At 73.5% G+C, this 23,013-nt stretch carries 19 protein-coding genes; 14 read left to right on the top strand and 5 right to left on the bottom strand.

Features of this window, described 5'->3' with window-relative positions:
* Positions 1-10: 10 nt before the first annotated feature.
* Complete coding sequence (locus C2L59_RS50020; RefSeq protein WP_103347542.1) at positions 11-2,236, bottom strand: PHB depolymerase family esterase; 2,226 nt, start codon at positions 2,234-2,236, stop codon at positions 11-13.
* A 148-nt stretch (positions 2,237-2,384) separates the two neighbouring features.
* On the opposite strand from C2L59_RS50020, the gene C2L59_RS00675 reads away from it, so the two are divergent.
* The 4 genes from C2L59_RS00675 to C2L59_RS00660 are packed head-to-tail and all read left to right on the top strand — an operon-like array spanning position 2,385 to position 6,436.
* Positions 2,385-3,956 carry an alkaline phosphatase D family protein gene (locus tag C2L59_RS00675; RefSeq protein WP_103347541.1) on the top strand — a complete coding sequence of 524 codons (1,572 nt, stop codon included), beginning with the start codon at positions 2,385-2,387 and terminating at the stop codon, positions 3,954-3,956.
* Between the two features lie 54 nt (positions 3,957-4,010).
* On the top strand, positions 4,011-4,835 hold the full coding sequence (locus C2L59_RS00670; protein WP_103347540.1) for a helix-turn-helix transcriptional regulator: 825 nt from the start codon (positions 4,011-4,013) through the stop codon (positions 4,833-4,835).
* 36 nt (positions 4,836-4,871) lie between these two features.
* Positions 4,872-5,720: an oxidoreductase gene (locus tag C2L59_RS00665; protein WP_103347539.1), complete on the top strand. Its 849-nt coding sequence runs from the start codon at positions 4,872-4,874 to the stop codon at positions 5,718-5,720.
* Entirely contained in the window at positions 5,717-6,436 is a 720-nt protein-coding gene (locus C2L59_RS00660) for an SDR family oxidoreductase (RefSeq protein WP_103347538.1), read from the top strand. The genes C2L59_RS00665 and C2L59_RS00660 overlap by 4 nt, the downstream gene beginning before the upstream one ends.
* Positions 6,437-6,595: 159 nt before the next feature.
* Here the strand turns inward: C2L59_RS00660 and C2L59_RS00655 are convergent, their stop codons facing one another.
* Together C2L59_RS00655 and C2L59_RS00650 are read right to left on the bottom strand one after the other, a co-directional pair.
* The gene (locus C2L59_RS00655; protein WP_103347537.1) at positions 6,596-7,465 is read right to left on the bottom strand and encodes an NAD(P)H-hydrate dehydratase; all 870 of its coding nucleotides are present in this window, start codon (positions 7,463-7,465) and stop codon (positions 6,596-6,598) included.
* Positions 7,443-8,162, bottom strand: coding sequence for a histidine phosphatase family protein (locus C2L59_RS00650; protein ID WP_103347536.1), 720 nt, complete (start codon positions 8,160-8,162; stop codon positions 7,443-7,445). Before C2L59_RS00650 ends, C2L59_RS00655 begins: the two co-directional genes overlap by 23 nt.
* An 82-nt stretch (positions 8,163-8,244) precedes the next feature.
* Between C2L59_RS00650 and C2L59_RS00645 the strand changes: the two genes are divergently transcribed.
* Positions 8,245-9,468, top strand: coding sequence for a PP2C family protein-serine/threonine phosphatase (locus C2L59_RS00645; RefSeq protein ID WP_103347535.1), 1,224 nt, complete (start codon positions 8,245-8,247; stop codon positions 9,466-9,468).
* A gap of 24 nt (positions 9,469-9,492) precedes the next feature.
* Here the strand turns inward: C2L59_RS00645 and C2L59_RS00640 are convergent, their stop codons facing one another.
* Complete coding sequence (locus tag C2L59_RS00640) at positions 9,493-9,876, bottom strand: STAS domain-containing protein (RefSeq protein ID WP_103347534.1); 384 nt, start codon at positions 9,874-9,876, stop codon at positions 9,493-9,495.
* Between the two features lie 166 nt (positions 9,877-10,042).
* Between C2L59_RS00640 and C2L59_RS00635 the strand changes: the two genes are divergently transcribed.
* The 6 genes from C2L59_RS00635 (at position 10,043) to C2L59_RS00610 (ending at position 17,870) form a co-directional block, all read left to right on the top strand.
* Positions 10,043-10,423: an STAS domain-containing protein gene (locus tag C2L59_RS00635; RefSeq protein ID WP_103347533.1), complete on the top strand. Its 381-nt coding sequence runs from the start codon at positions 10,043-10,045 to the stop codon at positions 10,421-10,423.
* A complete protein-coding gene (locus tag C2L59_RS00630; RefSeq protein WP_103347532.1) occupies positions 10,423-12,006 on the top strand; it encodes a PP2C family protein-serine/threonine phosphatase in 1,584 nt (527 codons plus the stop codon). The genes C2L59_RS00635 and C2L59_RS00630 overlap by 1 nt, the downstream gene beginning before the upstream one ends.
* The gene (locus tag C2L59_RS00625) at positions 12,003-12,434 is read left to right on the top strand and encodes an ATP-binding protein (protein WP_103347531.1); all 432 of its coding nucleotides are present in this window, start codon (positions 12,003-12,005) and stop codon (positions 12,432-12,434) included. Before C2L59_RS00630 ends, C2L59_RS00625 begins: the two co-directional genes overlap by 4 nt.
* A gap of 89 nt (positions 12,435-12,523) precedes the next feature.
* Positions 12,524-16,591, top strand: a complete 4,068-nt coding sequence (locus C2L59_RS00620) for a SpoIIE family protein phosphatase (RefSeq protein ID WP_103347530.1) — start codon at positions 12,524-12,526, stop codon at positions 16,589-16,591.
* Positions 16,588-16,890 (top strand): STAS domain-containing protein, encoded by a 303-nt coding sequence (locus C2L59_RS00615; protein ID WP_103347529.1) that lies wholly within the window; start codon positions 16,588-16,590, stop codon positions 16,888-16,890. The genes C2L59_RS00620 and C2L59_RS00615 overlap by 4 nt, the downstream gene beginning before the upstream one ends.
* 245 nt (positions 16,891-17,135) lie before the next feature.
* The gene (locus tag C2L59_RS00610; RefSeq protein ID WP_103347528.1) at positions 17,136-17,870 is read left to right on the top strand and encodes a GAF and ANTAR domain-containing protein; all 735 of its coding nucleotides are present in this window, start codon (positions 17,136-17,138) and stop codon (positions 17,868-17,870) included.
* Positions 17,871-17,875: 5 nt separating this feature from the next.
* Here the strand turns inward: C2L59_RS00610 and C2L59_RS00605 are convergent, their stop codons facing one another.
* Entirely contained in the window at positions 17,876-18,286 is a 411-nt protein-coding gene (locus C2L59_RS00605) for an ATP-binding protein (RefSeq protein WP_103347699.1), read from the bottom strand.
* Positions 18,287-18,422: 136 nt separating this feature from the next.
* Here C2L59_RS00605 and C2L59_RS00600 point away from each other — a divergent pair, with 136 nt between their 5' ends.
* The 3 genes from C2L59_RS00600 to C2L59_RS00590 all read left to right on the top strand — a co-directional run bounded on the left by C2L59_RS00600 (position 18,423) and on the right by C2L59_RS00590 (position 22,970).
* Positions 18,423-21,680, top strand: coding sequence for a glucodextranase DOMON-like domain-containing protein (locus C2L59_RS00600; RefSeq protein ID WP_233223188.1), 3,258 nt, complete (start codon positions 18,423-18,425; stop codon positions 21,678-21,680).
* Between the two features lie 12 nt (positions 21,681-21,692).
* On the top strand, positions 21,693-22,262 hold the full coding sequence (locus C2L59_RS00595; protein ID WP_103347526.1) for a DinB family protein: 570 nt from the start codon (positions 21,693-21,695) through the stop codon (positions 22,260-22,262).
* Positions 22,263-22,346: 84 nt separating this feature from the next.
* Positions 22,347-22,970, top strand: a complete 624-nt coding sequence (locus tag C2L59_RS00590) for a TetR/AcrR family transcriptional regulator (protein WP_103347525.1) — start codon at positions 22,347-22,349, stop codon at positions 22,968-22,970.
* Positions 22,971-23,013 lie beyond the last annotated feature (43 nt).

The raw sequence follows: 23,013 nt of genomic DNA, 5'->3' as shown, positions 1-23,013 counted from the left end.
CCACCGCCGGCTACCCCACCGCGCAGGTCACCGTCGGCGCCGTCAGGTTCCCGCCGTGCTGGACGGTGAACCCGATGACGTTGCCGCTCCCGTTGGACCTCGCCGTCAGGACGTAGCCCGTGCTGTCCCAGGTTCCCGTGTAGTTCCAGCTGCCGATCACCTTCTGCGGTGCGTGGAACGTGATCGTGAGGACCCAGTTGTTCGTCCCCGACACCGTCACCTGGCCGTTGAAGCCGACGTTCCACTCCGCCGTCTTCAGGTAGGCCGCCGAGCAGGGTGCCGGAGGCGCGGTGGTGGTCGTGGGCGTGGTCGTGCCGCCGTCGGGCGGCGTACCGCCGTTGAGGGCGTCGAGGACCGCCGTGTACGCGGCCTTCTTCTGGCCGTTCCCGTCGAACAGCAGCGGTGTCGCCGACGCGCGCCAGGAGTCGGTGTCCCGGATGCCCCACGTCGTCATGCCCGTGCACCGCGAAACCGCCATGCACGCCTGCGTCACCGTGCGGTAGTTGTCCGCCTGGGCCGTTCCCGAGCCTTCGACGTCCAGCTCGGTGATCTGCACGTCCACCCCGAGGTCGGCGAAATTCTGCAGCGTCGTGCGGTAGTTCGACGGCACCGGGCTGTTGCTGTTGAAGTGCGATTGGAAGCCGACGCAGTCGATCGGGACGCCGCGGGATCGGAAGTCCTGCACCATCCGGTACACGGCCTGGGTCTTCGCCTGGTTCCAGTCGTCGGTGTTGTAGTCGTTGTAGCAGAGCTTCGCGTCCGGGTCGGCCGAGCGCGCGGCGCGGAACGCCGCCTCGATCCAGTCGTCGCCCGTGCGCTGCAGGTTCGAGTCGCGCCGGGCCCCGGAACCGCCGTCGGCGAACGCCTCGTTGACGACGTCCCAGGCGTAGATCTTGCCCCGGTAGTGCGACGCCACCTGGGTGATGTGGTTGAGCATGGCCTGCCGCAGCGCCGAACCCTCCATGCCCTGCATCCAGCCCGGCTGCTGCGAGTACCAGGCCAGCGTGTGCCCGCGCATCCGGGCGCCCTGGCTCTGCGCCTGGCTCACGATCCGGTCCGCGTTGGTGTAGGAGAACTGGCCCTGCGACGGCTCGGTCGCGTCGATCTTCATCTCGTTCTCCGGCGTGATCATGGAGAACTCGCGGCTCAGGAGACCCGTGTAGACACTGTCCGACAGCTTGCTCGCCGAGACCGCCGTGCCGAAGTAGCGCCCGGTCCGGGCCGCCGCGCTGCCCAGTGTGGTGCCCGAGGGCGGTGGGGCGGAGGTCGTCGTGGTGGGCGTCGTCGGCGTCGTCGTGGCCGGGCCGCCGCTGTTCAGGCCGAGGAAGGCGATGGCGTACGCCACCATCCCGTTCTGCGGCAACGCATGCCCGGCACCCTGGACGCTGATGCCCTCGACCGGCGCCTGCACGCCGGTGCCGCCGTAGCGGGTGCGCGTCCAGCCCGACTGCGGGGCGTCACTCGACGACGGTGTCTGGCTCACCCCCTGCAGGTTGGTCCACTGCTTGATCTCCTCCCCGAAGTTCGGGTAGCGCAGGGTGTCGTCGGCGGTGCCGTGCCACAGCTGCATCCGCGGGTACGGGCCGCTGCGGCCGCCGCTCATCTGCCGGGCCTGGTCGCCCCACTGCTGCGCGGTCTTGCTGATCTGGCCGTTGGCGCACTGGCTGTTCCAGCTGGACCCGTCCGTGGTGCCGAAGCAGCCGGCGGGCACGCCCATGAACGCCGAACCGGCCGCGAACACGTCCGGGTACTCCGCGGCGAGCACGTTGGTCATCATCGCGCCCGAGGAGAACCCGGTGACGAACACGCGGGCGGAGTCGACGTTGTAGCGCTGCTTGGCCCAGTTGACCATCGACAGGATGCCGACCGGGTCGCTGCCGCCGCCGCGGGTCAGAGCCTGCGGCGAGGAGACGTCGAAGCACTGGCCGCTGCGCGTGGCTTCCGGGAACACGATGACGTACCCGTACTGGTCGGCCGCGGTGACGTAGTCGCGGGCGTAGCCGTTGAACACCGCCGACGCCGAACCGGTGCAGTAGTGGATCGCGACCAGCAGCGCCGGGCGCGCGGCGACCCGGTCCGGGACGTAGGTGTACATGTTCAGGTTGCTGGGATTGCTGCCGAAGTCGGTGACCCGGGTCAGCGTGGCCGCCGACGCCGGCTGCGCCGACACGACCAGCACGATCGCGGCGGCGATCGCCAGCACGGCGGCGGAGAGAGCCGTGAGGAGTCTTCGCACTCGAGGAAATCCTTTCCGGGGGAAGGAGAGGAGCTGCGATGATGGTTCGTCGCCGCCTCCGGCCGGTCAACGATTATCGGGATGTTTCGGCAGCTTTCGAACGGCTCGCCGATCAGCCGCGCCGCCCGGGTTCTGGCAGGATTCCGGGATGACCGAGCTCCTGCTGGGCCCGCTGCTGCGGCACGTGAACGCCGACTCGGCGACGATCTGGGTGGAGACCGGCGGCCCGTGCGAAGTCGCCGTCGCCGGCGCGACCGCCCGGACCTTCGAGGTCGCCGGCCACCACTACGCCCTCGTCGTGCTGACCGGGCTCGAGCCGGGACGCAGCACGCCGTACGAGGTCCGCCTCGACGGCGCCCTGGTCTGGCCGGAGCCGGGCGCTTCCCTGCCGCCGAGCCGGATCCGGACGCTCGAGCCCGGCGATCCGCGGTTCCGGCTGGTCTTCGGGTCCTGCCGCAAGCCGCGGGAGCAGGACGCGCTGGGCCCGGACGCGCTCGCCGCGTACGCCCACCGGATGGCCGCCCTCGACGAGGCCGAGTGGCCGGAATCGCTGCTTTTGCTCGGCGATCAGGTCTACGCCGACGAGACCACCGACGCGACGCAGGAGTGGCTCGCCACCCGGCGTGACACGAAGAAGCCGCCCGGCAAGGAGGTCGCCGACTTCGAGGAGTACTGCCACCTGTACTCCGAAGCCTGGTGCGATCCGGCGGTGCGCTGGCTGCTGTCCACCGTGCCGACGTCGATGATCTTCGACGACCACGACGTCCGCGACGACTGGAACACCTCGCACGCCTGGCGCGAGCAGATGGCCCGGACGTCCTGGTGGCGGGAGCGGATCCGCGGCGCGCTCGTCTCGTACTGGGTCTACCAGCACCTGGGCAACCTCGGGCCCGGCGAGCTCGCCGAGGACGACCTCTACCAGCGGGTGAGCGCGTCCGGCGAGGACAACGCCGAGCTGCTGCGCGAGTTCGCCGACCGCGCCGACCGGGAAGCGGACGGCGCCAAGGGCACCCGGTGGTCCTACCGGCGCGACTTCGGCCCGGTCCGGCTGCTGGTCATCGACTCGCGGGCCGGGCGGATCCTCGAGGGCGGGCAGCGGTCGATGATCGGCGACGAGGAGTTCCGCTGGATCGAGGAGCAGGCGTCCGGCCCGTGCGACCACCTGCTGATCGGCACGTCGCTGCCCTGGCTGCTGCCCACCGCGCTCTCGGCCGCCCAGTCGGTCAACGAGCGGCTCTGCACCCGCCCGGGGCTCGTCGGCCGGGGCAGCGAATGGCTGCGGCAGCTGCTCGACCTGGAGCACTGGCCGGCGTTCCGGGCGTCCTTCGAGCGGCTGGCGAAGCTCGTCGCCCGCGTCGCGGACGACGGCCCGGCCTCGGTCAACGTGCTTTCCGGCGACGTCCACCACGCCTACGTCGCGCAGGCCGAGTTCCCCGGCGGCACCGCCGCGCCGGTCCACCAGCTGACCTGCTCGCCGGTGCACAACACCGTGCCGTGGTACATGAACCGGCTGTTCCGCGCCGGCTGGGCGCGGCGGCTGACGCGGGTGAGCGAGTGGCTGGCGCGCCGCACCGGGGTACCGCCCGCGCCGCTGTCGTGGCGCTGCGTGTCCGGGCCGCACTTCGGCAACGCGGTGATGGAGCTGGACGTCGACGGGCGCACGGCCACGGCGACGCTGGTACGCGCGGACGACAAAGGGGAGCCGATCCGGCTGGTCTGAGGGTGGGTGTGGCACGGCCACCCTCGTGCCGCGGTTCCGGGTTAGCCTCGGAACGTGGCCACCGAAAACGCACTCGGGGAGTTCCTCCGGGCCCGCCGGCACCAGGTGGGGCCGGCGGAGCTGGGCCTGCCCGCGGGCGGGGCGCGCCGGGTCGCGGGCCTGCGCCGCGAGGAGGTGGCGCTGCTGGCCGGCGTCAGCACCGACTACTACGTCCGGCTCGAGCAGGGCCGGGAGCGTCACCCGTCGGCGCAGGTCGTCGAGGCGCTCGCCCGCGGGCTGGCGCTCGACGACGACGCCGTCGCGCACCTGCACCGGCTGGCCCGGCCGGCGCCGGAACGCCGGCGGCGCACCCGGCGGCGCCCGGAGCGGGTCAGCGCGAACCTGCTGCGGCTGATGGACGGCTGGCCGGGGACGCCCGCGGTGGTCCTGGGCCGCTGCCTCGACGTGCTCGCGCACAACGCGCTGGGCGAGGCGCTGTTCGCCGGGCACACCCACAGCGGAGACCTGGTCCGGCTGGTGTTCCTCGACCCGGACGCCCGCGAGTTCTACCCGGACTGGGAGCGCGTGGCCGTCAACACCGTCGGCGGCCTGCGGGCGGCCACCGGGCTCGATCCGGACGACCCGCAGCTCATCGACACCGTCGGCGAACTGTCGGTCAAGAGCGCGGACTTCCGCCGCCTGTGGGCCCGCCACGACATCCGGCAGAAGACCCACGAAACCAAACGGTTCCGCCACCGGCTGGTCGGCGAGCTGGAGCTGAGCTACGAGGCGCTGACCGTGAACAGCGCCCCCGGGCAGCAGCTGATCGTCTACCAGGCCGAGCCGGGCAGCCCGTCGGAAGCGGCGCTCGCCCTGCTGGGCAGCCTCGCCGCGTCCTGAATTCCTTTCCTTCCACAATGGACGGAGTACTTCGCCGTGCCCGAAAACCCTGTCTGGTTCATCACCGGCTGCTCCACCGGCCTCGGCCGGGCGCTGGCCGAAGCCGTGCTCGGCCGCGGTCTGCGGGCGGTCGTCACCGCCCGCGATCCGGCGCGGGTCGCCGGGCTGGCCGCCGCGCACGGCGACCGCGCGCTGGCGCTGCCGCTCGACGTCACCGACCACGCCCAGGTCGTCGCCGCCGTCGAGCGGGCCGAGGCCGTGTTCGGCCGGATCGACGTCCTGGTCAACAACGCCGGCTACGGCTACCTCGCCGCGGTCGAAGAAGGCGAGGACGAGGAGATCCGGAAACTGTTCGATACCAACGTGTTCGGGCTCGCCGACGTCACCCGGGCCGTGCTGCCGGGCATGCGGGCCCGCCGCAGCGGGCACGTCGTCACCGTGTCGTCCCTCGGTGGCCTGGCCGCCTTCGGCGCCACCGGCTACTACCACGCGACGAAGTTCGCCGTGGAAGGGTTGTCCGAGTCGCTGGCCGCGGAGGTCGCGCCGCTGGGCATCAAGGTGACCATCGTCGAGCCCGCCGCGTTCCGCACCGACTGGGCCGGTCCCTCGATGCGGCAGTCGGCGACCCGCATCGACGACTACGCCGGAACCGCCGGCGCCCGCCGCGAAGCGACCCTCGCGACCTACGGCCACCAGCCGGGTGACCCCGCGCGCGCCGCCGAAGCGATCCTCACCGTGGCCGGCCACGACGAACCGCCGCTGCGCCTGCTCCTCGGCCGGGCCGCCTACGACATCGCCACCGCCCGGCTCGGCGCTCTCCGCTCCACGTTCGACACCTGGCGCGAGACCACCCTCGCCGCCGACTTCCCGGAAGGAACCCTGTGAAGACCGTCCTGATCACCGGCGCCAGCAGCGGCATCGGCCGCGCCACCGCGCTGCGCCTGGCCCGCGAAGGCCACCACGTCGTGCTCGGCGCCCGGCGCGAAGACCGCTTGGCCGAGCTGGCCAAGGAGATCCACGACGCCGGCGGCACCGCCGACGTGCACCGCCTCGACGTCACCGACCGCGCGGACGTCGCCGCGTTCGCCGACGCGGCCGTCGAAGCGCACGGCCGGCTCGACGTCTTCGTCGCCAACGCCGGCGTGATGCCGTTGTCCCGGTTGGACTCTCTGCACGTCGGCGAGTGGGACCGGATGATCGACGTCAACGTCCGCGGCCTGCTCCACGGGATCGCCGCGGCCCTGCCGCACTTCCGGCGCGCCGGCGGCGGGCACTTCGTGACGATCGCCTCGACCGGCGCGCACGAGGTGGTGCCGACGGCGGCGGTCTACTGCGGCACCAAGTACGCGGCCCGGGCCATCACCGAGGGCCTGCGCCTGGAGGCCGAGCCCGGCATCCGCGTGACGACCGTCTCGCCCGGGGTCACCGAGTCCGAACTGGCCGCCACGATCACCGAGCCGGGCGCGCAGGAGGCGATGCGCGCCTACCGCGCGGTGACCCTGCCGGCGGACGCCATCGCCGGGGCCGTCGCGTACGCGATCGCGCAGCCGGACGACGTCGACGTCAACGAGATCGTCGTGCGGCCCACCGCGCAGCGGTAGCGGCCCACCGCCGTGTCGGCTCCCCCAGCACGCGTGTCGTCGCTCCGATCACGCGTGTCGCCCCTTCCCGCACGGCGCCCGAAAACGCACGGCGTGGTTACCGGGCCGACCCGCGTGCTGGGGAGGTCGACATGCGCGATGGCGGGGTCGACACGGCGCTCAGCGCTCCAGTTCGGCGATGACCCGCGGGATCTCGGCCACCAGCTCGCGGGCCAGCAGGCCCGTGCTGCCGGTGTCCGGGATCAGCCGCTGGCCGGCGACCGCGTGGACGTGCGTCGCCCAGCAGGCCGCCTGGTCGACGGCCGCGCCGCGGGCGAGGAAACCGCCCGTCAGGCCGGCCAGCACGTCGCCGCTGCCGGACGTCGCCAGCCCGACGTGGCCGCTGCCGTCGCGCCAGGTGCGGCCGTCCGGCGCGGCGACCACGCCCATGAGCAGGACCACACCCCGGTAGCGGCCGGCGATCCGGACCGCCGTCTCCAGGTCGTCGACGTCCTTCTCCTCGCAGCCGTCGAGGAACGCGGCTTCGACCCGGTTCGGCGTAAGGAGCAGCCGGTCCGCCAAGGGTTCGGCGAGCGAAGGGTCCCGGCTCAGCGCGCCGAGCGCGAACGCGTCGAGCACCACCCGCGCGTCGGGGGCGATGGCGGGTATCAGCCGCCGCAGCAAATCTTCGGTCTCCGAAGCGCCGGTGAGCCCGGGACCGACCACCACGGTGCCGGCGCCGGGCAGCACGTCGGCCAGCCGGTCCGCGGCGTCCACGGCGATCGCGCCGGAAGCGGTTTCCGGGAGCCCGACGACCGACGACTCGGGTACCGAGACGCCGATCGCCGTCGCGTGCCGCTCGGCGACCGCGAGCTGCAGCGTGCCCGCCCCGGCGCGCAGGGCGGCCGTCCCGGACAGCGCCGGCGCGCCCGGGACGGTCCGGGCGCCGCCGACGACGAGCACGGTGCCGCGGTCGCCGGCGTCGATCCGCCAGTCCCGCAACAGCGCCGGGCTGACCGGCGCCGGGTCAGGAGAGCTGTTCTGCGGCATCGTCGTCCGCCGTGGGAGGCGTGTCGGTGGCGTGCAGGTGGCCGACCTCCTGGGCCAGCACCATGGTGAACCCGCCGTCGTGGTCGCGTTCCCAGGCCGTCACCGAGCCGTTCGGGACCTCGGTGGCGTCGGCCGCGCGCAGCAGGTCGGGCTCCGGCAGTCCTTCGAGGAGATAGCGCAGCGCGAAGACCGTCATTTCGTGCGCGGCCAGCAGAACGCGCTTTCCGGCGTGTTCCGCGCTCAGCTCCGCGAGCAGGGACCGCAGCCGCAGCACGACGTCGGCCCAGGATTCCCCGCCCGGGGGCCGGTAGTAGAACTTGCCCAGCCGCCGCTTGCGCCGCAGTTCGTCGGGCCAGCGCTCGCGAACCCCGTGGGAGGTCAGCAGGTCCAGCACGCCGAGCTCGCGGTCGCGCAGGCGTTCGTCCGGGACGATCGCCACGCCGCCGGGCGCGGCCAGCCGGGCGGTGTCCCACGCCCGGCGGTAGGTCGAGGTGACGATGAGGTCCAGCGGGTGCTCGTCCAGGAACTTCCCCGCGGCCGACGCCTGTTCCCGCCCCAGCTCGGTCAGCGGCACGTCGGCGTCGCGCTCGGCGATGTCGATCACATCCGCCCCCGCCGACTCCGCCTCTTCCCTGGCCACGTTCCCGGTGCTCTGGCCGTGCCGCAGCACACCCACCCAGTCCAAGTCGACGTTCACGCCGGCCTGGTTACCCCGCGGGACCCGCCGTCGAAACCCGGGATGGTTAGGCGCGCAAACCAGTTGCGGCTAGGGTCGTTCCATGTCGCGAAGTCTCGACGCCCAGAACCGGCTGCAGCAGCTGGAGACGATCATCGGCGCCCCCGCCGCCCACCTCGGACTGGCCGAGGTACTCGTCGAAACCCTGCAGCGCCTGCGCGACGCGCTGGCCGTCGACACCGCGACCGTGCTGCGGTACCAGGCCAGCGGCCGCCAGCTCGTGGCGTTCGCGGCGGCCGGCATCGAGGAGGAGGTCCACCAGGGCGTGCGCGTGCCGGTGGGCAGCGGCTTCGCCGGCCGGGTGGCCCTCGAACGGGTACCGGTGATCCTGGACCACGTCGACGAGACGACCGTCGTCAACTCCCTGCTCTGGGAACGCGGCCTGCGCTCCATGCTCGGCGTGCCCATGGTCGCCGGCAGCGAGCTCGTCGGGGTGCTGCACGTCGGTTCGCTCACGCCCCGGCAGTTCGACGAGGCCGAAGTGGCCACCATGCTGGTGATCGCCGACCGGCTCGCGATGGCGATCCAGCTGGAAGCGCGGGAAGAGAACCGCACCGCCACCATGGCGCTGCAGCGCAGCCTGCTGCCCAGCACCCTGCCCGAGGTGCCCGGCCTGACCTTCGGCGCCCGGTACGTGCCCGGCGCGGAGACCGGGCTCGGCGGCGACTGGTACGACCTGTTCACCCTGCCGGGCGACCGGGTCGGCGTCGTGATGGGCGACGTCTCCGGCCACGGCCTCGAAGCCGCGGTCATCATGGGCCGGCTGCGCAGCGCCCTGCGCGCCTACGCCCTCGACAGCGAAAGCCCCGCCGACGTGCTCGCCAAGCTCGACCGCAAGGCGAACCACTTCGAACACGGGGCGATGGCCACGGTGGCCTACGGGATCATCGGGCCGGACCGCGAGACGCTGACGCTGTCTCTCGCCGGGCACCTGCCCCCGGTGCTGGCCGTCCCCGGCGAACCGGGCCGGCTGGTCGACGCGCCGCCGGACCCCCCGATCGGGCTGACCATCGGGGCGCCGGACCGGCGGACGACGGTGGTGGGGCTGTCCACGGAGGCCGTGGTGGCGTTCTACACCGACGGCCTGGTGGAACGCCGGGACCGGCCGGTGGACGTCGGGATGGCGCAGCTGGCGGAGATCATGCGCGCGGGCGAGCCGGACCGCGTCTGCGCGCGGATCATGGCCACGATGATCGGCAACCGGCCGGCCCAGGACGACGTCGCCCTGCTGGCCATCCAGCGCCCGAGCGTCCCGGCCGGCAGCTGACGCGGCCGGGACGACGTGGGTCGGTCAGGACCCGGCCAGCGCCGCCTCCCGCGTCGGGAAGAGCGAGAGGCTCTCCTCGAGCCCGGTCAGCTGGATCGGGCGCAGGGTGGCCCGGCCGGACGCGACGATCCGGACCGCGGTGCCGGTGCCGGCGTTGCGGTGGATCGTCAGCAGCGCGGTCAGGCCGGGTGAGGCGAGGAACTCCACCCGGCTCAGGTCGACCACCAGCACCGGCGGCCGGGCGGTCAAAGCTTCGTCCGCGGCCTGCACGAGGGCCGGGGCGGTGGTCGTGTCCACGTCCCCCGCGACCTCGACGACGACCGCCTCCCCTTGCTCCGTCCGGGCGATCCGGAACTCCCCGAACGGCACAGCGGTGGCCGAGCTATCAAGGTGGGTGGGCTCGGTCATGACGATTTCTCCTCGCCTTCGGCAGCACCACCGGTGGCCGGTGGGCGTGGGTGATCACGAAGGCTGTTTGCTCAACCGCTGTCCATCATGCCTTCCCGGGCGACACGCCGCCGTCTCAGCACCCCCACCGCTTTTCGCCACGTTCCCGAACAGGCAGGATGGCACCATGAGCGAAAGGGACGTGACCGGGAACCCACTCGGCGACGCCGCCGGCTCCGCGGGGTCGGTGGCGCTGGAGAACCGCGACGGGGCCGCGGTCGTGCGGGTCGACGGCGCACTCGACCTCGCCCTCGCCCCCCAACTGCGCCGGCTGACCGAACGGGCGGCCCGGCTGCAGCCGCAGCTGCTCGTCATCGACCTCACCGGCGTCACCTTCCTCGCTTCGGCGGGCATGGCCGAACTCGTCCGGGCGCACCGCGGGCCGGCCGCGTCGGTGCCGCTGCGGGTCGTGGCCCACGGCCGGATCACCCTGCGCCCGCTCGAACTGACCCGGCTCGCCGACGAACTGGCCATCTACCCGTCGCTGTCCGACGCGCTGGTGCCCTGATGGTGTCCCGGCCGGGGTTCGACGCCGTGCTCGACGCGGTGCGCCGCGCCTTCACCGACGGCGACGGCACCCCGGTGGCGACCACGGTCCACCCGCTCGGCCCGGCCGAGGTGGCCGCGGTGCTCGGCGACCACGTCGCCGTCGCGGTGACCGACGGCGCCGTCCTCGCGGACCTGGTGCCGGGCCGGGAGGTCACCGGCGCGATCGCCGTCGCCGCGGAAGGCGGCAAGCGCGGCGCGCTGGTCCACGCCACCGGGCCGGCCGGCGTGCTGCCCGCGGCCGTGGCCACCGCGATCGAGGCCGCCACCGCGGACCTGGCCCGTACGGTCCGGCGGCTGCGGAGCGAAGCCGTGGTGCTCGACGCCCTGCACTCCATCGGGCGCGAGCTGACCGCCCAGCTCGACATCGACCGGATCGTGCAGGACGCGACCGACGCGGCGACGAAGGCGACCGGCGCCGGCTTCGGCGCGTTCTTCTACAACCTGGTCGACGAGTTCGGCGAGTCCTACACGCTGTACACGATTTCGGGCGTGCCGAAGGAGGCGTTCGCCCGGTTCCCGATGCCGCGCAACACCGCCGTGTTCGCGCCGACCTTCGACGGTCTCGGCACCATGCGCAGCCCCGACATCACGAAGGACCCGCGCTTCGGGAAGAGCGCACCCCACCACGGGATGCCGGAGGGCCACCTGCCGGTGTGCAGCTACCTCGCCGTCTCGGCGATCAGCCCGACCTCCGGGGAGGTGCTGGGCGGGTTCTTCTTCGGCCACCCGGAGCCGGACCGGTTCACCGCGCGTCACGAATACCTCGCCGAGGGCATCGCCGGCTACACGGCCATCGCGCTGGACAACGCCCGGCTCTACGAACGCGAGCGGACGCTCGCCACCGAGCTGTCCCGCAGCATGCTGCCGGTGGCCCCGCCCACGCCGGGCCTCGACGTGGTCACCCGGTACCTGCCCGCGGCCACCGGCAGCAAGGTCGGTGGCGACTGGTTCGACGTCATCCGGCTGCCGTCGGGCGGCACCGCGTTCGTCATCGGCGACGTCGTCGGCCACGGCGTCACCGCCGCGACGGTGATGGGCCAGGTCCGGACGGCCGTCCGCAGCTACGCGCTGCTGGAGCTGCCGCCGTCGGAAGTGCTGCGCAACGTCTCCGAGCTGATCACCGGCCTGTTCGGCGAAAGCTTCGTGACCTGCTTCTACGCGATCCACCAGCCCTCCGACGGCACGCTGCGCTACGCGAACGCCGGCCACCTGCCGGCCGTCCTGATCCGCCCGGGCGAGGCGCCCGAGCAGATCGGCGAGGCGCTGGCGCAGCCCCTCGGGGTCGGCTCGGCGTTCCCCCAGCGGACGACCGGGTTCCTGCCCGGCACGGACCTGGTGCTCTACACCGACGGGCTGGTCGAGAGCCGCACCCGTGATCTCACCCTGGGCGTCGAATGGCTCCTGGCGGGTATCCCGGGCTTGCTGACCGCCGCCGACCTCGGCACGGCGTGGAACAAGCTCGTCGAGGAACTGACCGGTGGCCGGCACGACGACGACATCGCGCTGATCCACGTGCGCCACCGCGGAGAGGACGCCCCATGACGGACCCCCTCCCGCCGGGCGCACCCGCTCCCCCGGTCTCGTTCCACCGGCGCACGGCCGCGGTGGCCGGCCGCCTGCCGGATCTGCGCGAAGCGCTGAACCGCTGGCTGGCCGCGCTGCACCTGGACGTCGAACGGCGGGAGGACATCGTCCTCGCCGGCTACGAAGCGATGGCGAACGCCGCCGAACACGCCTACCCCGACGGCGCAGCGGGCCCGGTCGAGGTCCGGGCCGAAGCGCTGCCCGGGCGGCTGACCGTGACGGTCACCGACTACGGCACCTGGCGGCCGCCGGCGCCGACGAACGGCCTGCGCGGCCGGGGCCTGCTGCTCATCGACACCCTCGCCGACCAGAGCGCCCAGGTGCACCGGGACGACGGCACCACGGTCACCATGACCTGGCTGACCGGCGAAGCCGCCCTGGACTGACCGCTCACCCGCCGGGCGTGAGCGCACACGCCCGGCAGCCCCGTCCGGGGTCGAGTAGGCTCGGCCGGGGTCGCCTGAGCGGGAGTGAAATGAGCGTCGGGGAAGAGGCCGGCCATCGGGCCGTGTTTCCCGGGACCAGCCGGATGGCCGCCCGGATGCGGGACTTCGACTGGACGTCGTCCCCGCTCGGCGAGCCGCGGGACTGGCCACCGAGCCTGACCACGGCCGTCCGGATCTGCCTCACCTCGCGCTTCCCGATGATCGTCTGGTGGGGACCCGAGCTGCGGTTCCTCTACAACGACGCCTACCTGCCGCTGCTGGGCACCAAGCACCCGGCGCTGGACAAGCCGGGATCCGAGGTGTGGCCCGAGATCTGGCACATCATCGGCCCGATGCTGGACAGCGTGATGACCACCGGCGAGGCGACCTGGTCGGAGGACCTGCTGCTGCCGATGAACCGGCACGGCTACTGGGAAGAGACCTACTGGACGTACTCCTACAGCCCGGTGCACGACGACCGCGGCACCGTCCGCGCGGTGTTCACCGCGGTCTCGGACACGACCGAGCGCGTCATCGGCGCCCGCCGGCTGGCGACCCTGCGCGAGCTCGGCGCCCAGGCCGGGATCGCCGGCACCGTCGAGGAAGCCTGCGGGCTGGTCGCCGGCCTGCTGGGCCGCGCGGAGGCCGACGTCCCCTACGCCGCCATCCACATCCGCGGCGAAGACGGCGAACTGGCCCTCGCGGCCGTCACCCCCGGTGGCGACGGCGCGGGCGACGAGAGTGCCTGGCCGCTGAAGGACGTGCTCGCCGACGGGATCCCGCGGACGGTGTCGGACGGGGTGTTCGGCGAACTGCCCGCGGGCAGCTGGTCGACGCCGCCCGCCGAGGCGGTGGTGCTGCCCCTGCCCGGTGACGCCGGGGACGCCGCCACCGGGGTGATCGTGCTGGCCGCCAGCGCCGGGCGCGCGCTCGACGAGTCCTACCGGACGTTCCTCGGGCTGGTCGCCCAGCAGACGACGGCGCTGGTCAACGGCGCGATCGCCTACCAGGCCCAGCAGCAGCGGGCCGAGGAACTCGCCGCCCTCGACGCGGCGAAGACCACCTTCTTCGCCAACATCAGCCACGAGTTCCGCACCCCGCTGACCCTGATCCTGGGTCCCGCGGCCGAGCTGCGGGACGCCCTCGGCACCGCCGATCCCCGGCTGCGGGAAGAGGTCGACGTCATCAACCGCAACGCGCTGCGGCTCGGCCGGCTGGTGAACAACCTGCTCGACTTCTCGCGGATCGAGGCGGGCCGGATGCAGGCCCGCTTCGAACCGGTCGACCTCGGCACGTTCACCGCGGAGCTGGCGAGCGTCTTCCGCGCCGCGGTCGAGCGGGCCGGGCTCGAGTTCGAGGTCGACTGCGACCCGCTGCGCGAACTGGTGCACGTCGATCGCGGGATGTGGGAGAAGGTCGTCTTCAACCTGCTGTCCAACGCGGTCAAGTTCACCTTCGAGGGCGCGATCCGGGTCAGCGCCGGCCTGGCGGGCGGGCACGCCGAGGTCGCCGTGTCCGACACCGGCACCGGCATCGACGCCGCCGAGCTGCCCCGCCTGTTCGAGCGGTTCCACCGGATCCCCACGGCGCGGGCGCGGTCGAACGAGGGCAGCGGGATCGGCCTGGCCCTGGTGCGCGAGCTCGTGGGCATGCACGGCGGCAGCGTCGCCGTCGAGAGCACGCCGGGCACCGGGACGACGTTCCGGGTCCGGATCCCGCTGGGCGCCCGGCACCTGCCCGCCGAGCACGTCGTCGACGAGCCCTCCGCCGGCGGCCTCACCGCGGAGACCGCGGATCCGTACGTGCAGGAGGCGCTGCGCTGGCTGCCCGAGGCCGACGAGGCCGGACAGCCCGCGCCCGCCGTGGCCACGGGGGCCCGGGTACTGGTCGCCGACGACAACGCCGACATGCGCGACTACCTCGTCCGGCTGCTGCGCGACGACTACGCGGTGACGGCGGTGCGCGACGGCGTCGAGGCGTTCGCCGCCGCCCGCGCCGAGCCGCCCGAGCTGATCATCAGCGACGTCATGATGCCGCGGCTGGACGGCCTCGGCCTGCGCGGCGACCCGCGCACCGCCGCGGTGCCGGTGCTGCTGCTCTCCGCGCGAGCCGGTCAGGAAGCGGCCGTCGACGGCCTGGCCGCCGGCGCCGACGACTACCTCGTGAAGCCGTTCTCCGCGCAGGAGCTGCTCGCCCGCGTCCGCACGACCGTCCAGCTGGCCCGGCTGCGGTCGCAGCACACCCGGTGGCGGGCGGCGATGATCGAGTCGCTGCAGGAAGGCTTCTTCGTCTGCGACGCCGAGGGCCGGGTCGTGGAGATCAACACGGCGTTCACCGAGCTGCTCGGCTTCGGGGCCGACGAGCTGCCCTACGCCCCGCCGTTCCCGTGGTGGCCGGACGCCGGCACCGAACCCGCGGCCTTCGCGCAGGTCTCCGCTGCGTTCGGCGGCGCGTGGGACCGGCCCGGCGGCAGTTTCGTACTGCCGATGCGCCACCGGCACGGGCACCGGCTGTGGGTCGCGATCGCCTACACCCAGCTGCACGACGACGAGGGGCGCCGCCGGCTGATCGGCACGATCCGCGACGTCACGGCCGAGCGCTACGCCATCCAGCGCGAAAGCGCGCTCGCCTCGATGAACCAGCGCCTGGCCGGGATCAGCGGGACCCCGGAGGTCCTCCGCACCGCGCTGGAACTGCTGCGCGAGCTGTGGGACGCCCAGCGCGTCCTCGCGGTGACCTGGCCGCGGGAGGGCGAGCCGGAACTCGCCTCCACCGATCCCGCCGACCGGCGCTGGGCCGGCCTCGCCGCCCCGCTGCGGGCGACGCTCGGCGCGGTCCGCGCGCTCCCGGCGTTGCACGCGACCCCGGCGGACGGCGGCGCGGGCACCACCCTCGACCACCCCGGCGGCCGGCTGACGCTCTGGATCGACCCCGCGCCGGGCCGCCCGCTCGGCACCGAGGACCGGACGCTGCTCGCGCTGCTGGCCGGGACGCTCGCGCACGCCCTGCGCCGCACCCACCTCGACGACCGGCAGCGGGAGGTCGCGCTCGCCCTGCAGCGCTCGATCCTCGGCCCGGCGCAGCTGCCCGAAGGCTTCGCGGTGCGCTACGAACCGGCGAACCCGCCGCTGGAGGTCGGCGGCGACTGGTACGACGTGGTCCCGCTGCCCGGCGACCGGATCGGCATCGTCGTCGGCGACTGCGTCGGCCGGGGACTGGCCGCGGCCGCGGTGATGGGGCAGCTGCGCAGCGCCTGCCGCGCGCTGCTGCTGGAAGCCAGCAGCCCGGCGCACACCCTGGCCGCGCTCGACCGCTTCGCCTGGCGCCTGCCGGGTGCCCTGTGCACCACCGTCTTCTGCGGCATCCTCGACCCCGCGACCGGCACGTTCACCTACAGCAGCGCGGGGCACCTGCCCGCCACCCTCGTGCACCGCGACGGCACGGCCGAGTTCCTCGACGACGGCGGCAGCGTGCCGCTCGCCGTCCGCGTCGCCGCGCCGCGTCCGGAGGCCACCGCGGTCGTGCCGATCGGCTCCCTGCTCCTGCTCTACACGGACGGCCTGGTGGAACGCCGACGCGAAGCGCTCGACGACGGCATGGACCGGGCCACCACGGTCGCCCACGACACGCGGGACGCCGAACTCGGCGACCTGGCGGCGGCCCTGATGGACCGGCTGCGGCCGGCGGACGGCTACGAGGACGACGTCGCCGTGCTGCTCTACCGCCGGTCGGTGCCCGCGCTGGACTTCGACTTCGCGGCGGACCCGGACCACCTCGCCTCGACCCGCCACTGGCTGCGGGCGTGGCTGGAGAACGCGGCCCTCGAGCCGGACCTGGCACAGGACGTGCTCGTCGCGGCGGGCGAGGCCTGCGCCAACTCGGTCGAGCACGCCTACCTCGGCGGCGCCGGCGCGACCGCCCACCTGGCGGCCCGGCTCACCGGGGGGCACCTGGTCGTCACGGTGACCGACCGGGGCCGCTGGAAGCAGCCGCCGCCGGACAACCACGTGCTGCGCGGCCGCGGCATGCCGATGATGGAGGCACTGGCCGACGAGGTCACCTTCCGGCACGACGCCGCCGGAACCACCGTCACGCTGGAATGGAGGATCGGTTCGTGACGACGGGACTCACGCTGGTCAGCGGCCCGGGCGACGACGGCGACCGGGTGCTGGCCGTCACGGGCGAGATCGACATGAGCAACGCCGCGGAGTTCGGCGCGGCCCTGGACCGGGAGCTGGCGACCGGCACCGCGGTGACCGTGGACCTGACCGGGGTGGCCTACCTCGACAGCGCGGGTGTGGCGGTGCTGTTCGACCGCGCCGGCGACCACGACCTGCGGTTGTTCGCGCCGCGGCTGCTCGATCGCGTGCTGCGCGTGTCCGGTCTCACCCAAGTGGTGAAGGTGATGATCCGCTGAACGGTTGACCGCCGTGTCAGGGGGTAAGTGATGCGCAGCGACGGGGGTCGGGTGGGTTGTGCTGCCGTCCGTCGCCAGGTGACCCCGGCGCCCAACCCACGACGTTCAGCAGCGAGCGCCGGGCCGGAGTCACCGCCCCCGGCCTCGTTTTGTTGCGGGCGCCGCGGTGCACGCGGGTAAGGTGCTGCCGTTCCGTTGAAGCAGCAGCCTCCCCTGCCGCCGCCGTCGGGGACGGAGATGATCACGTGACCGGTGAACCGATCCGGCCCGAACACCTCGACGAGCTCACCGCCGCCATGGCCGACCTCACCGGCGCACTGGAGGCCGAGCCCGGCGAGGCGGAGATCCTCGGCGTGGTCTGCGCCGAAGCCGTCCGCGCCATCCCCGGCGCGGACATGGCGAGCATCACCGCGATCCGGGACGGCGAGCCGTCGACCGCGGCCTCCACCGACGAACGCGCCGTGGAGATCGACCGGTTCCAGTACGCGGCGGGCGAAGGGCCGTGCCTGCGCGCGGCGGAAACCGGCGAGGTGGTGCGGTTGCCGCTCGCCACGGCCGGGGCTGCGTGGCCGCGGTTCACCGCCCGGGCCCGGGAACTCGGCGTCGGCAGCTACCTCGCCGCGCCCCTGCGCGTCGACGACCACCTTTCCGGTGCCCTCAACCTCTTCGGCCACGGCGGCCACGGTTTCGCGGAGACCGACTCGAGGCTGCTGCAGCTCTACACGACGGTCGTTTCGTTCGGGCTGCGGACGACCCGGCGCTACCACCGGGCCCGGCAGCGGGCCACCGAGCTCGAAGCGGCGATGCGGTCGCGGGCGGTGATCGAGCAGGCGAAGGGCATCCTGATGGCGGTGCACCGGATCGGCGCCGACGACGCCATGAAGCTGCTGGTCACCGAATCGCAGCGCACCAACGTGAAGCTCCGGGACATCGCGACCCGGTTCGTCGAGGACCTGTCCTCGACCGGGTTCCCCGGCTGAGCCCCTCAGGCGCTGCGACGCGCCGGGAACGGCCAGGTGAGGGTGATGACGGTGCCGTTCTCCGTCGAGCGGACGTCGAGCCCGTCGACCAGGGCCTGGATCAGGCGCAGGCCGCGCCCGTCGTCCGCGCGCTCGGCCAGCGTCACCCACCGGCCCTGGTCGGCGACGGTGACGATCAGCACGTCCTGGTCGATCCGGGCGCGGACGTCGATCAGCCCCGGTTGCCCGTGGTAGGCGTGGTCGAGCACGTTGGCCATCGCCTCCCAGCAGGCGAGGACGACGTCGTCGGCCTGCCGCCCGACCTCGTCGCCGGCCCGCCGCCGCAGCCACGACACCAGGTGCCGGCGCAGGCTGGGCAACGTCCGTGGCGAAATCGTGCCGCGGTACCGCCATCCGTCCGATCCCGGCTCTTCCACGTTCACCTCCTCGGGGGACTGCAGGTTTGCTACCCACGGGTTCGGATTCTCAATCACCGGTAATGGGCTCCCCTGGCGCCGTTCGGCCCTGGTGCGCTCCGGCCCGCCGTGATCGGATGGGCGGATGATCCGGTCGATGTCGTCCGTGGTGCTGTGCGCGGTGCTGGCCGCGACCCTCCCGCCCGCCCCCGTGGCCGGCGCGGCCCCCGCGGCGCCCGGACCGGGCGCCGTCTCGCACTTCGGCCTGGCCCGCAAGGACTGCCTGGGCACCGCGCGGAACACCACGAGCAAGGCGTGGTTCACGGTGGCGGGCGGCGTGCTGTCCGACGTCTACGCGCCGGTGATCGACAACACGAACGTCGAAACGCTGCAGTTCGCCGTCACCGACGGCCGCAGCTTCACCGACCTGCAGGCGCGCGACATGACCTACACGGTCCGCACGAGCGCGGGCGGGATGGCGTGCGAGGTGACGTCGACCCCGCGCAGCGGGCGGTACCGGCTGGTCACCGAATACCTGGCCGACCCGGCCCGGACCGGCGTGCTGATCCGCACCCGGCTGGAGCCGCTGCGGGACTCCGGCCGCGACCTGCAGGTCTACGTGCGGTTCGACGCGAGCATCAACGGCAACGGCGGCGGTGGCCCGGCCAACGGCGGCGGCGACACCGCCACCGTCGACGCGGCGACGTCCGCGCTGGTCAGTGCCGACCCGAACACGGTGTCCAGCGCGCCGGCCCGCGACTACGGCACCCCCCTGGCCGCGGCGCTGCGCGCCGACCACCGCTTCCTGGCCACCAGCAGTGGTTTCGCGGGGACCGCGGGCGACGGCCTCGCCCAGCTGGACCGCGATCACCGGCTCACCGACGCCACGCCGTCGGCGGTGAACGGCAACGTCGTCCAGACCGCGCGGCTGGACCTCCGGCCGCGCCGCCCGGCGGTGCTGGCGCTCGGCTTCGGCGCGGACGCCCGGGCCGCCGTCGCGACGGCCGGAGCGAGCCTGCGCACGCCGTTCGACCAGAGCTACCGCCAGTACGCGCGCGAGTGGCGTGACTACGACAACGGGCTGATCCCGTTGCGCGGCAGGGACTCCGACGCCTACTACCAGTCGGTCAACGTGCTGAAGGCCAGCGAGGACAAGACGTTCCCGGGCGCGGTGGTCGCGTCCCTGGGCAGCCCGTGGGGCCAGGCGGTGCCGGCGGGCGACGCGCCCGGCGGCAAGCCGGTCTACTTCGGCTCCTACCGCGAGATCTTCGCCCGCGACCTCTACGAAAGCTTCTCCGGCCTGCTGGCGGCCGGCGACCGCGAGACCGCGCGGGCGAGCGTCCGCTGGCTGTTCGCGCGCCAGCAGCAGCCGGACGGCCGCTTCCCGCGCAACTCGATGCTCAACGGCAGAAAGGCGCCCGACTCCGGCGGCGACCAGCTCGACGAAAGCGCGTACCCGATCCTGATGGCCCTGCAGGCCGGCCTGGACCGCGACCGCACGCTCTACACCGGCCACATCCGCGCGGCCGCGGACTTCGTGGTCGCGCACGGGCCGTCGTTCGGCTCCGAGCGGTGGGAGGAACAGGGCGGCTACTCCCCCTCGACGATCGCGGCGGAGATCGCCGGCCTGGTCGCGGCCGGCGTGATCGCCGACCGCAACGGCGACAGTGCGCGCGCGAACGTCTACCGCGCCACGGCCGACCACTTCCAGCGCAGCATCAAGGGCTGGACGGTGACGCAGAACGGCCCGTACGGCGGCCGGTACTTCCTGCGCCTGACCAAGAACGGCGACCCGGACTCGGAGTGGAACTACAACCTGGGCAACGGTTCGGTCGACGCCGACCAGCGCGCGGTCGTCGACGCGGGGTTCCTGGAGCTGACGCGCCTGGGCGTGCTCCCCGCGGACGACCCGGACATCGCGGCCTCCCTCGCCGTCGTGGACCGCGTGATCAAGCGGGACACCCCGGCCGGCCCGGGCTGGTACCGCTACGGAACATCGGCGCCGGGCAGCGAAGACGGCTACGGCGACTGCTACGAGCCGGACCCGACGACCTGCGCCCCGACAGGCGCCCCCTGGCCCTCGACGAACACCGGCTCCGGGCACCTGTGGCCGGTTCTGGCCGGTGAACGAGGCGAGCAGGCCGTCCAGACGGGCGACCGCCCCGGCGCGGCGGCGTTGCTGCGCGCGATGCGCGCGCAGACGAACGGCACGGGCCTGATCCCCGAGCAGATCTGGGAAAACCCGCCGCTGCCCGCGGCACCGTACGGAGCAGACCCCCGGACGGCCTCGATCGGCTTCACCCCCGGCCAGCCGGCCGGCTCGGTGGCCCCCCTGAGCTGGGCGCAGTCCCAGTCCGTCCGCTTGGCCAGGGCCCTGGCCGACGGCCGGCTCCCCGAGCAGCCCGCCGACGTCCGAGCCCGGTACGTCTCCCACGCACCGCCGGCGGCCCTGGCGGTGACGCTCGACGCGCCGGCCTCGGTGTCCACCGCAACCGCCGGGATCACCGGCACCGCCCCCGCGGGCAGCCGGGTCGACATCGCGGTTTCCGCCACCGACGCCGGCACGACCACGGTGCTGTCGACCCGCGCTTCGGCGGCGGGCACCTTCACCGCAACGGTGCCGACCCCGCTGGGCGCGAACGTCGTCACCGCAACCGCAACGGGCGCCGGAACCGGGTACGCGCAGAAGACGATCAGCTCGGACTTCGTCACGGGAACGGTCCTCCTGGACACCACGGACCCGGACGCCGACGACAACGGCCCGGGCACGTACACGTACCCGACGGCGGGCGACTTCCACGCGGGCGCGTTCGACCTGCAACGCTTCCAGGTCATCGATTCGGGCACCACCCTGGTCTTCCGGACCCAGATCCGTGATCTGTCGCCGACGTTCGGCTCACCCCTGGGCGCCCAGCTCCTGACGATCTACGCCCACGACCCGGCGGCCACGGCGACGTCGACGGCACCGCCGTTCCCGACGAGGGCGTACACGATCGCCCCGCAGGACGCGTGGAGCCGCCGCATCGAGGTCCAGGGCTTCGCGGACCCGGCGCTGGTGGACGCATCGGGCACGCCGCTGGCGACGCCATCGGTGCAGGCTTCGCAGGCCACGAGGTACATCACGATCAGCGCACCGAAGGCGGCCTTCGGGACACCGGGCCCGGGCTGGACGTTCGCGGTGGTCCTGACCGGCCAGGACGGCAACGCCCCGGACCAGGCCCGCCCGTTCACGCCCACGGCGGGCCAGTACACGTTCGGCCTGTGCGCCCCGGCCACCACGGCCCCGATCTGCGCGGCGGATCCGGCCATGGCCCCCAAGGCGTTGGACGTGCTGACCCCGCAGGGGGTGGATCAGAAGCGGGAACTGGACCCGGCCCGCGGCCCGGTGACGGTGCGCGGGGTACCGGTGGCCTGACAGGCTGGACGGATGATCGACGAATTCGCGAAGGAGTACCTCCACGGCGACCTGCGCGAGGTCCGCGAAGACCTCCTGGGCAAACTGGACGGCCTCGGCGAGTACGACATCCGACGCCCCCTGACCCGGACCGGGACCAACCTCCTGGGCCTGGTCAAGCACCTGACCCTGACCGAAGCCCGGTACTTCGGAGAGGTCTTCGCCCGCCCGTTCCCCGAGCCCCTGCCCCGCTGGGACGACCTCGAAGCCCGCGGAACGGACATGTGGGCCACGGAGCACGAGCACCGCACGCAGATCACCGACCGCTACCGACGAGCATGGGCCCACTCCGACGCGACGATCACCGAGCTCACGATCGACGCACCGGGTCACGTCCCGTGGTGGCCCCGCCCGGACGTGAAGCTGTTCACCATCCTGGTCCACGTACTGACGGAGACGAGCCGCCACGCGGGCCACGCGGACATCCTCCGAGAGCACCTGGACGGCGCCACGGCCACGGCGGGCCACCACGACGCAGAGTTCTGGGTGGACCGCCACGCGGAGATCGAGCGCGCAGCCAAGGCAGCGAAACCGCCACAGTAGGCACGGTGGCGACGGGCATCGGGCAAGATCGGCGCGAAGCCGGCTCAGCCGGGCGGGTCCGGCCCCCGTGCCAAGCTGTCCCCCGTGGACAACGCAACCGACGAACCGGCCCGGGCGGGTTACCGGCGGTCGGCCGGGTCGCCCCGCGGCGAGGCCCGGCGCCGGCAACTGCTCGCGCGGATCACCGACGACGTCGCCGAGAACGGCCTCGTCGACTTCTCGCTGCGCCGTGCCGCCCGCGCGGCCGGGACGACGCACAAGGTGCTGCTCTACCACTTCGAAAGCACCGAGGACCTGCTGCGGCAGGCGGTCTTCGCGCTGCGTGAACGGCGGATCGGCAACGCGCTGGCGGCCGTCGCCGCGGAGTCGCCGACGCTCGCCGGCCGCGTGCGGGCCGCCTGGGCCGGCGTCCGCGACGAGGAGACGCAGCTGCGGCGCGTCCTCGACCAGGCGATGGGCCTGGCGATGTACGACCCGGGCCGGTACGCCGCGCTCGGCCGGGGTGCGTCGCAGCAGTACCTGCCGACCCTGGTGTCGTTCTGCCCGCCGCACTGGCCGGAGCGGCGCAAGCTCGAGGTCGCCGAACTGATCCTCGCGGCGCTGCGCGGGTTCCTCGTGGACCTGCTGACCAGCCCGGACGGCGACGGCGCGGCGGCCGGGTTCGCGGCCCTGCTGCGGGCGGTCGAACGGGAGGAAGCGGCTCCCTGATCCTCGACAGTTTGCGAACCACGTGGTTCACTTCAGGCCGGGG

Source organism: Amycolatopsis sp. CA-128772, from assembly GCF_002904295.1.
In the GTDB taxonomy this organism is placed as follows: domain Bacteria; phylum Actinomycetota; class Actinomycetes; order Mycobacteriales; family Pseudonocardiaceae; genus Amycolatopsis.
This window is presented reverse-complemented; position numbering and strand designations above follow the sequence as displayed.

Excerpts from the sequence above, each read along its gene's own strand:
- C2L59_RS00645 (WP_103347535.1), top strand. The coding sequence starts at position 8,245 with ATGTCGCGAAGTCTCGACGCCCAGAACCGGCTGCAGCAGCTGGAGACG.
- C2L59_RS00635 (WP_103347533.1), top strand. The coding sequence starts at position 10,043 with ATGAGCGAAAGGGACGTGACCGGGAACCCACTCGGCGACGCCGCCGGC.
- C2L59_RS00640 (WP_103347534.1), bottom strand. The coding sequence starts at position 9,876 with ATGACCGAGCCCACCCACCTTGATAGCTCGGCCACCGCTGTGCCGTTC.
- C2L59_RS00655 (WP_103347537.1), bottom strand. The coding sequence starts at position 7,465 with ATGCCGCAGAACAGCTCTCCTGACCCGGCGCCGGTCAGCCCGGCGCTG.
- C2L59_RS00630 (WP_103347532.1), top strand. The coding sequence starts at position 10,423 with ATGGTGTCCCGGCCGGGGTTCGACGCCGTGCTCGACGCGGTGCGCCGC.
- C2L59_RS00675 (WP_103347541.1), top strand. The coding sequence starts at position 2,385 with ATGACCGAGCTCCTGCTGGGCCCGCTGCTGCGGCACGTGAACGCCGAC.
- C2L59_RS00625 (WP_103347531.1), top strand. The coding sequence starts at position 12,003 with ATGACGGACCCCCTCCCGCCGGGCGCACCCGCTCCCCCGGTCTCGTTC.
- C2L59_RS00595 (WP_103347526.1), top strand. The coding sequence starts at position 21,693 with ATGATCGACGAATTCGCGAAGGAGTACCTCCACGGCGACCTGCGCGAG.
- C2L59_RS00620 (WP_103347530.1), top strand. The coding sequence starts at position 12,524 with ATGAGCGTCGGGGAAGAGGCCGGCCATCGGGCCGTGTTTCCCGGGACC.
- C2L59_RS00600 (WP_233223188.1), top strand. The coding sequence starts at position 18,423 with ATGTCGTCCGTGGTGCTGTGCGCGGTGCTGGCCGCGACCCTCCCGCCC.